Source organism: Endobacterium panacihumi, assembly GCF_050847465.1.
Taxonomy (GTDB): domain Bacteria; phylum Pseudomonadota; class Alphaproteobacteria; order Rhizobiales; family Rhizobiaceae; genus Neorhizobium; species Neorhizobium panacihumi.
This window is the reverse complement of sequence record NZ_JBOZRA010000003.1, coordinates 535,477-544,591: the sequence shown is the minus strand read 5'-3', so window position 1 is coordinate 544,591 and position 9,115 is coordinate 535,477. Positions and strand designations below refer to the sequence as shown.

4 protein-coding genes are annotated in these 9,115 nt (G+C 61.9%); 1 reads left to right on the top strand and 3 read right to left on the bottom strand.

Annotated features, from left to right (window positions below; translation table 11 throughout):
- Positions 1–735: 735 nt before the first annotated feature.
- Complete coding sequence (locus ACRQ1B_RS18145) at positions 736–2,484, bottom strand: ParB N-terminal domain-containing protein (protein WP_432295263.1); 1,749 nt, start codon at positions 2,482–2,484, stop codon at positions 736–738.
- 437 nt (positions 2,485–2,921) lie between these two features.
- Complete coding sequence (locus ACRQ1B_RS18140; protein WP_432295261.1) at positions 2,922–3,236, bottom strand: hypothetical protein; 315 nt, start codon at positions 3,234–3,236, stop codon at positions 2,922–2,924.
- A gap of 162 nt (positions 3,237–3,398) precedes the next feature.
- Here ACRQ1B_RS18140 and ACRQ1B_RS18135 point away from each other — a divergent pair, with 162 nt between their 5' ends.
- Positions 3,399–3,794 (top strand): hypothetical protein, encoded by a 396-nt coding sequence (locus tag ACRQ1B_RS18135; protein ID WP_432295259.1) that lies wholly within the window; start codon positions 3,399–3,401, stop codon positions 3,792–3,794.
- Between the two features lie 146 nt (positions 3,795–3,940).
- Here the strand turns inward: ACRQ1B_RS18135 and ACRQ1B_RS18130 are convergent, their stop codons facing one another.
- Positions 3,941–9,031, bottom strand: a complete 5,091-nt coding sequence (locus ACRQ1B_RS18130) for a DEAD/DEAH box helicase family protein (RefSeq protein ID WP_432295257.1) — start codon at positions 9,029–9,031, stop codon at positions 3,941–3,943.
- Positions 9,032–9,115 lie beyond the last annotated feature (84 nt).

Here is a 9,115-nt window from a genome sequence, read left to right as displayed (position 1 = left end):
GCTGCACGACCCGGGCGGTCTGGCGAGGATTGGTTGCGGGCTTGGCCATGTTTCTTCCTTTCGAGCCGAAGCGGTTCCGGCCCCGTGCCGGCTTGCCCTTCGGTGCGGTCGACCCGAACCGGCGGAAGACGGGCGCTTCAAGGTCCGGGCTCGTCCAGTGCAAGCGGAGCCGATTTGCGAGCGAGCGGGGCAAAAGCCGTGCGATGTCGAGCGAAGCTGCTCCGTGCAGGATGGCGGGTCCGGCCGCCCTGCGGCGCGCTAGCGGCCTTGAAGCGCACGGACGCCGGTTCAGACCGCAGCAAAACCGAAGGACAAACCGTCACGGTGCCATGACTGGACTTTGAAAGGGACATGGCTCCAGCCCGCCCGGCTACCACTCCTCGACCTGACCGGTCTGTTCGCTCGATACCGCTACGCTGCCGTCCGGTCCGCTCCCGATGTCTGCGTTGGGCAACCGATAGGATTGAAGCCAGGTCGGGCCGTGGGTGTTTCGGAGAACTCGCCGCTTCCCCTGGAGATGTGGCCGAGGAGTATTTCGCTGATGCGCGCGACGGGAAACCCGTCGGCGCTTGTCCCGAATTCGACGCTATCGGCGGCGGGATTGGTGCATGCTGGATTGTTTGCACGTGGGTTTGAAGGTCCGTTCATTGCCGGGCTCCTTTTTAAAGGGTGCGGAAAAGCGAACCGCCGGCGCGGGGGGCGGCGGCGGAACGCTTGATCTGAGAGGGTCGGAGACTATTCGGCCGCGATACCGTACGCCGCCTCGTGATCGTCCAGCGTCGCCGCATCTTCCGCGGTGTCCGGCGTCTCGGGGAGGCCCGCCTCTTCGTCGTCATCCGTGACGAAGCCGTTAGGCTCTTCCTCCGTGGTATCGACGTCGTCTTGCGGCGCAGTCTCCTGATCAAGATGCTTGAGGAGGGCGACGGCGTCCGCCGGCTCCGGCGCGAAGAGTGCCGAGGGATGCACGAGGTTATTCTCGCCTTCGAAATGGGTAACGAGAGCGGAGCGGGTCTCGCGGACACGCGCACGCGGCTCAATCCCGGCATCCTTGGCAACGTTTTCCAGCGCCTGACGCGACAGGGATGCGAAAAACTCCTCCGACCCCATGTTCGGCAGATAGCTGTCCGCGCCGATCGCTTCTCCCGCAAGGCGAGAGACGACGCCGCTGTTCGACATGCCACGGCGGCATGAAAGCACGTCGATCAGAGTTGCTCGCGCCGCAACGCGAACGGTATCCATATCGAATGCGAGCCTGCCATCCTCCGTCAACAGACGAGCAACGTGACGGCCAAAGCGAGCACCGCCATAGAGCGCGCCGCCTGCGCCGGAATCGACCCGCACGTTCTGACCGGCAAAGGCGAGGACGAGCAGCGCCATCAGCATGTCGTCCTCGATCGGAGCGTGGCCGAGCGCGTCGTGCAGCGCATCGGTGCGGAAATCACCGATCATGTCGTGCCCCTTCTGCGTGACGTCTGGCCGGACCTTCGGAGTGACGATTGCGTCAACTTCCTCACTGGTTCCGACCGAGCCGCCACCAGCAGTGCCCTTTGGCTTCTCCGCCTCGGGCATGCGGTAGTAGACAGTCTGCACCTTGCCATCGCGATCGAGATAGAGCGCGGTGTGGTCGGACTTCGACGGCTTGCCATAGACCTGGGAAGCCTTTTTCGGCAGTTCCGGCTGGCCCCAGTTATTGACATCGACGATCCCGCCCTTCTTCGGCCGATTGCTCGTCATCCATTCATGCTGGGCGCCGAGGAAGCCCTCGACATTGGTGGTGTAGCGACCATCCTGGTCGGCCGGCGCGAAGAGGTCCTCGACCCATTCGATGCCGTAGGCGTCGCGCAGATCGTCGCCGAAGCTCGCGTCCTTGGCATACATCCGCTTCTTGGTCAGCGCGTTCGCGATCTGCCACCAAGGAGCCGTGTCGCCCTTTTTGGGCTTATGTGCTTTCCAAACCTCCTTCTGATCGACCTGGCCTGCGGCAGCGATGATGCGCAGCTGTTGCTCGGACGGCATGTCGCCGAGCGCCATCTGTTCGAGCATGGTCGGCAGCACATTGGCGAGCAGGCGCAGCTTGCGGATCTGGCGGACGGGAAGGGCGAGAGCGACAGCGATCGCTTCTTCGGTCCAGCCGAGAGCCACCAGCCTCTCAATGCCGCGCCACTGGTCGACCGGGTTGAGGGCTTCGCGAACAGTGTTTTCGACCATCGAACGCATTGCGCCGTTGTCTTTGGCGGCGTCGACAACCAGAATTTCGATCTCCTCGAGACCGGCGGCGATTGCAAGCCGGACCCGGCGATGACCGGCGTCGATGATATAGCCGTTGCCACCATCGACTTCCTGCGCAACAACAGGCGGCTGTACGATGCCCACGGCCTTGATGGTGGCCAGCATCAACGCATCGGCCTGCGGCGACGGCTTCGATTGGCGCATCCGGTCGGGATTTTCCCTCAAAGCGCGCGGGTCAACTTTCATGATCTGCATGGGATTCGTCCTTGTCTGGAGAGCATCGGACCGGCGCCTTGCCAGCCCTTCCTGTCTTCATATTTCTCGAAGACAGCTCCTGGACCGCCGAGCGGCCGGACTGCCGCAACTGCGGCCGAGCATCCCTGCCGGGCAGGACGAGCGGGGCCTCTGCCCTGCGATGGACGACCGGCCGAGATCGTGCAGGCGGCGGTTGAGCGTAAGCGCCGGCAGGAGGACCGATCTGCGACCAGTTCCTTCTTCTCCTCCATATTCTTTTTTGGGAGACAGCTCGGCAAAGCCGCACGTTGGGCTCTTCACGTCCATTCTGAGAGAAAGGTATCTCTGACTTTACCGCTGCGAGCGACGCCGGACGCCCAAGATGCTAGTCGGCGATTTGCTCAACCCTGTCGCCAGGGCGAAATTGCCACGTAATATCTGCCGACATAATCACGATATCAGGTCCGCCACGACATGAGCGAGCGGGCATCTGCCATCATGCGCTTCAAGACAGCTCGTTTGCCCTTCTCATCAACCGCCACGATCTTTTCGGTAGGCTGGTGGTGATCGTCCGCTTGCGCGTTTCCTGGTCGTACGTGCTCCTGCACTTCGCATTTGGCGGCGACGGTGATGTGCGAGATCGCGGCCTCGTCGAATTTCACACAAACAGCGACCGGCACGCCTGAGCAAATACGATCAATCGCATTCTGGGCCGCCGCTTCCTCGTTATCGGCTTCAATCAGAGTCGTCTGGGTGACAAGATAAAACGGCATTCGGTTCCCACGGTCTTTTCCGCAATGAAATCTCATCGACTTCGTCCACCCGTCAAGGGCTCGCGATGCCAAAAACGGCGCGGCCAATCGCGGGGAAACGCTTCGAATTGCGATATGTGGTGTCGGAACTTCCCATCACCAAGGCAACAAAAGATGCATGGCATGGGTTTCGCCCTGCCGTTTTTTAGGGGAAGAAAATGTATTCAGTTGGCGTTGAATACGATCGACTGTTACAGCTCGACACCGTCGCTGAACGCAAATCGAGATGACATGCCCACGGACCTGGAGACACGAAAATCAATGGCCCAGAGGGTCATCGACCATGCTCGTGAGCGTGGCACGCCGATAGACACGAACCCGGCATTCATCGCTCTGCTCGATCGGTGGGTCGGCGGCGAGATCAACTTCGACGAGCTGCGTGGGTACTACAACGATATGCTCAAGACGCAGGCCCGTGAGCGACGTGGCCGCTGGGCGCGCGGCGCCGGCGCTATCGAGACAGAAGCGGTCGATCTCCAATCAGGCGCCGATGGCCAAGAAAAAAAGGGCCAACGGTGAACCGTGGCCCATAAGATATGGAGGTCAAAACCTCCAGAGGGGAACAGCTGCTGCAGCGGCACTGGGAGGAGACCGCGAATACGCATCAGCTATGATTGCTTATGCCTGAACTTTCATCAGCCTGCACATAGAATTTGCGCATAGCGTTATGCACCTTGTGGCATGCCGTCGTCATCGGCAGCGTCGGCCGCCAATAACGTTTCGATCTGGCGGAGCGTCTCTCGCTTTCCGTTGAGCTCATCGGCGAAAGCAAAGCTGCCGCCATCACGCGATCGGTAAGACGTCAACCTGCGCTCCGCCTCATCAAGCCGCCGGCGATACTGGCGCTGCTCGTCGTCAAAGCCATCAAGCGCATGCTCCAGACGTGAGATGGCGCCGAGCGGCGTGACCGTGATGGATAGATCAATCTCATATTCAGCGCCGGTTCGCTGAAGCAGCGTTTCAAAACGATAGCCATCGCCCTTGCCGTAGCGCTCGCCCTCATAGGCCAGATCGAAGCCGCCAATCGTCGCCAGATGGACCTCACCCTCCTGCTGGATCTGCAATAGCGTAAGGATCTCCTTCATCAGCGCCCGACCGGCTTCCTTGCGCTCGGTGTGATCTTTACCGAGCACCACCATGGTGAAGGCATCGCCTGTGGTTGGAAGGAGACGCTGGATATCCTGGCCAATCTGACCGATGCGTCGCGTTGAAATCTCGATCTCACGCTCGGCGTCGCGCATCTGCCGACGGACAGCATACTGGTCGTCTTCATGGGCGGCGCGAAGGCGTTCGAGCCGGGCAATGTCGGCCTCCAGCCCAGCTTTCTGCATCAGCCGCTCGTCGCCGGACGCGATGGCCTTGGCCATGGCGAACTGGTTGGCCGCACCTTCCCCGACATCCTCCAACCGCCGGATGGAGGTGTCGCCCGACAACGCTGCAGCGATGAACCGCGCCTTGCGCTCGTTGTTTTGCCACATCGAGGCGTCGAGCGAGCCTTCGGTTGCATAGGCGAAGATATCGACCTCGTCGTGCTGGTTGCCCTGACGCACGATCCGGCCTTCGCGCTGCTCAATCTGCGACGGCAGCCACGGCACATCGAGATGATGGAGCGCCTTTAGCCGCAGCTGCGCATTGACGCCTGTGCCCATCGTCTCCGCCGAGCCGATCAGGAACCTCACCTTGCCGGCGCGGACATCGCCGAACAGCCGCTGCTTGGCCTCGGTCTTTTTGAAGTCCTGCATGAAGGCGATCTGCGACGCTGGCACACCGAGCCTGATCAGCTCGTCGCGGATGAACCGGTAGGCCGAAAAGCCGCGGGTCTTTTCGACATTGATCGTGCCGAGATCGGAAAAGATCATCTGGGCTGCGCCCGGCAGATCGAAATCCTTGCCGTCGGGGCGGCGATAGATGGCGTCGCCGGTCTCCTGCCAGATCCGGTGAGCATTGCGGACGAGGAGATTCAGCTTGTTTTCGGTCTCGTTGCCGGCCGCCGGCATGACGAAGCGCAGGTCGACCGCCGCATGGCGGCCGTCGGTGATGACTGAGAGCAGGATGTCGTCACCAGGCTTGGCCGGTCCCTCGCGCTTTTCGATCGCCTTGATCCGGGCGTCGAGGGTCTGCTGATAGGTCTTGAATAGCGGTGTCGGCTTCGCTGTCAGGATCTGACGGCGGCCCGTCGAGAGGTTGGGCACCCTGACATACTGACGAAGGTCGTCCGGCATGACCACGTCGGCAAACGAGCGGAACATGGCGATCAGCTCGGGCACGTTGACGAATGAGGCAAAACGGCTGACCGGCTTGTATTTGCCCGACGGCTGAATCTCGAGTTCGGTCGTCGTATCGCCGAAGCAGGATGCCCAGGCGTCGAATTCGTGCAGCCCGCGCTCGGCAAGGGCGTCACGGCCGAGTAGACGTTGGACCGAGAACATCTCGCCGAGCGTATTGGTGATCGGCGTGCCAGACGCCAGCACCAGTGCACGACCGGGGTTCTTCGTCTCGATGTAACGAGACTTCACATAAAGATCCCAGGCGCGCTGCGATCCATTCGGATCGATCCCCTTCAGCGTCGACATATTGGTGGCGAAGGACAGTTTTCGGAATTCCTGCGCCTCATCGACGACGATCTGGTCAACACCGATTTCCGAGATGGTGAGAAGATCGTCCTTGCGGGTGGCGAGGCCTTCAAGCCGCTCCTGCAATCCCTCCTTCAGCCGCTCGAGGCGCTTGCGCGAGACGCGGTCCTCGCTATCGACCTTGGTCAGCAGGTCCTCGTAAAGTTGTAGTTCGTCCTGGATCATTTGGCTCTCGAAGGCCGACGGCACGGCGATGAAGCGAAACGCCGAATGCGTGATGATGATCGCATCCCAGGTCGCCGTCGCCGCCCGGCTGAGGAACCGTGCGCGCTTGTCCTTCGTGAAGTTGGTCTCATCGGCGACGAGAATGCGGGCATTCGGATAGAGCGCCAGGAATTCGCGGGCGGCCTGCGCCAGGCAGTGGCCGGGCACGACGAGCATCGCCTTGGCGATCAGGCCCAGACGGCGCTGCTCCATGATGGCGGCAGCCATGGTCATTGTCTTGCCGGCGCCGACGGCATGGGCGAGATAGGTCGAGCCATCGGCGATGATCCGCCAGATGCCACGCTTTTGGTGCCCGTATAAAACAAAGGCGCCAGAGGCGCCGGGAAGTTTGAGATGGGAGCCATCGAATTTCCGCGGCGCGATATTGTTAAAGCGATCATTGTAATCTCGGGCCAGCCGATCGGTGCGATCGGGATCGATCCAGACCCAGTCCTGGAAGGACTGCTTGATCCTCTGCAGCTTGTCGCGCGCTGCCTCCGTATCAACCACATTGAGAACCCGGCGCTCGCCGTCAGCGTCCCTGAAGACGTCGAAGATCTGCGGGACCCGGCTATTGAGCGCATCGGCTAGCAGGTCGCCGGCGTTGCGACGGCTGGTGCCCCATTCCGATGTGCCGGCGGCGCTGTAGCCGAGCTGACGCGCCTCCACGGTCCATGAGCCAAGTTCCGGCATGTGATGGATGCGGACACCGGCGTCCATCTTCTCCTTCACGAAGGCGACGACGTCGGCAGCCGGGATCCACGGTGCTCCGAGACGCGCGGTGATGTCCGAGGCGCGAAGGTCGGCCGGTTGGACATCCTGAAGGGCGCTAACATTGCGCTCATAGGCCGGATCGAGCTCTGCTGCAGCCTGGGCGGTGGTGAGCTTGGTACGGACGGCGCCGGAGAGATATCCGTCTGCCGTTTTCCACGATCCATCGGTGGGATCGCGGAAGATGGCGTCGCCCAGCTCGTCGATTACCGCCGCCGGATCGCTGTGGAGCAGCTCGGCGATATGCTCGATATCGACATAGCCGCGTTCGTTCAGCACGACGGCCAGCGCATCGGCGGGGGAGGTGATCGTCGGTGCCGCCGGCGGCGCAATCACGCGTTCGGAAAAGATCGGGCCAGGCTTCGCCGTCTCGGTCTCCAGATCGTAATCCTCGATCGAGGCGACCAACCAGCAATCGGGATCATCGCGAAAGGGTGCAAGGTTCGGCTGGCGATGGGTTTCCTTCACCGCGCCGGTCTCCGGATCCTCCTGGACCGAGACAGTCGTGTGGTTGATCGGACCGAAATCGCGGACGAAAGCCGACCAGGCCAGACGCAAGCGAACCTGAAGATCGCGCCAAGGGCAGTCCGTTTCCTGCGCCTTCAGCACCTCGCGCACGGCATCGCGGATCGGGATCAATTTTGAAATGATCCGGACATGCTTTTCCGAGATCCCATCGCCCGACCGGCCTTTCCTGACCGTGACCGGTACGGCTACGCCGTCGAGCATCTGCATCAGACCCTTTGAGCGATCGAGGAAGAAGCTGCCTTCGCGAACACGCCCATCCTTCGGCTGCAGGTCAACGATCTCAGCCAGTTCATCCTCGAGATCGACGTCGATGGGCGTCGGCTCGCCGTCATAGATTTCGGCCGGCAGGAGATCGATGGCAGCGGCGAGGGCGGCTTCAAGGTCCTCTTCTGCGCGGAGAAGGCAAGTATAGGTTTCGCCAAAAGGCCCCGAGGTCAGCGCGTGTGTGCCGAGCACGAAGCCGGGGTGCCGGGCGAACCACCTGTTGATGCGGATCGCACCCTCGTCGTCGGTGGCGGGCCTGATCTCATCGACATCGAGCCACATCTGATCGCCTTCCGGCTCGCCGGGCTTGCGCTTGCGGAAGAAGAGGATGTCGACGACGACATCGGTTCCTGCATCCCGACGAAAGCTGCCCTCAGGCAGCCGGATCGCCGCGATCAGATCGGCCGACTTGGCGATATGCTCGCGTGCCGTGGTATCGGCCTTGTCCATTGTGCCGTGTGAGGTCACGAAGGCGGCCAGCGCGCCGGGCTTCAGGAGAACGATCGACCGTGCAATGAAATAGTCATGCAGGCGAAGGCCGAGCGACCGATAGGTTCGGTCCGAGCGGACGGTGCGATCGGAAAAGGGTGGATTGCCAATGGCGAGATCGTAGATCGGCGCCAGGTCGGTGCGGGCGAAGTCGCCATTGATGATGCGAGCCTTCGGCTGCAGCAGGCCGACGATACGGGCTGTGACCGGATCGAGTTCGATCCCGGTGACATAGGCTGCATCGCGGAACGGTTCCGGCATCAGGGCTGGAAACAGACCCGTGCCGATACCGGGCTCTAACACCCGGCCGCCGCGCCAGCCGAGTTTTGCAATCCCGGCCCAGATTGCCCGAATAATGAACTCTGGTGTGAAGTGGGCATATTGGGTGCAGCGGGCGAGCGACGCATAGTCCGCCTCGGAGACGGCAGTTTCGAGTGAAGAGCCGAGATCGTCCCAGCCGTGTCGGAAGTCGACCTCGCCTGGGCGGCGAAACATGCCGTTGGCCAGCTCGCCGGCGCCGAAGCCGGTGAAGCGGATCAGCTGCGCCTGCTCCTTGGGCGTTGCCGGCCGGTCCTTGGCAATTCCGTCGGCAACGAGGATTGCCGCGACATTCGCACGGGCGCGATCTTTCCAGGAGGTGGCCAGTTCGCGGTCACCGTCAAGATAGAAGTTTGCCCGAGACACTGCTCGCCGAACAGGCGTGGCAATGACAGGGAGGGCAGGGGCCGATGCGGGCGGAGTGGGATCCGGGTCGTCATCATTGGCTGCATCGGGAGAGAAACCGCCAAACGCGGTCACACCAAGCCCGAGCCCGGAGGACAGGGCAGAGCTGCCGAACATATCGAAGGTAAAGGGATCATTGCTCATGAAAAGCTCCTTTGGAATGCGGACGTGCGAAATCGTCCGGTCGAAGTTTCGACCGGCTACAGCGACCGGATTGTGGGGGTAGGG

Coding starts and splice junctions, on each gene's coding strand:
- ACRQ1B_RS18145 (WP_432295263.1), bottom strand. CDS start 2,484: ATGCAGATCATGAAAGTTGACCCGCGCGCTTTGAGGGAAAATCCCGAC.
- ACRQ1B_RS18140 (WP_432295261.1), bottom strand. CDS start 3,236: ATGCCGTTTTATCTTGTCACCCAGACGACTCTGATTGAAGCCGATAAC.
- ACRQ1B_RS18135 (WP_432295259.1), top strand. CDS start 3,399: ATGGGTTTCGCCCTGCCGTTTTTTAGGGGAAGAAAATGTATTCAGTTG.
- ACRQ1B_RS18130 (WP_432295257.1), bottom strand. CDS start 9,031: ATGAGCAATGATCCCTTTACCTTCGATATGTTCGGCAGCTCTGCCCTG.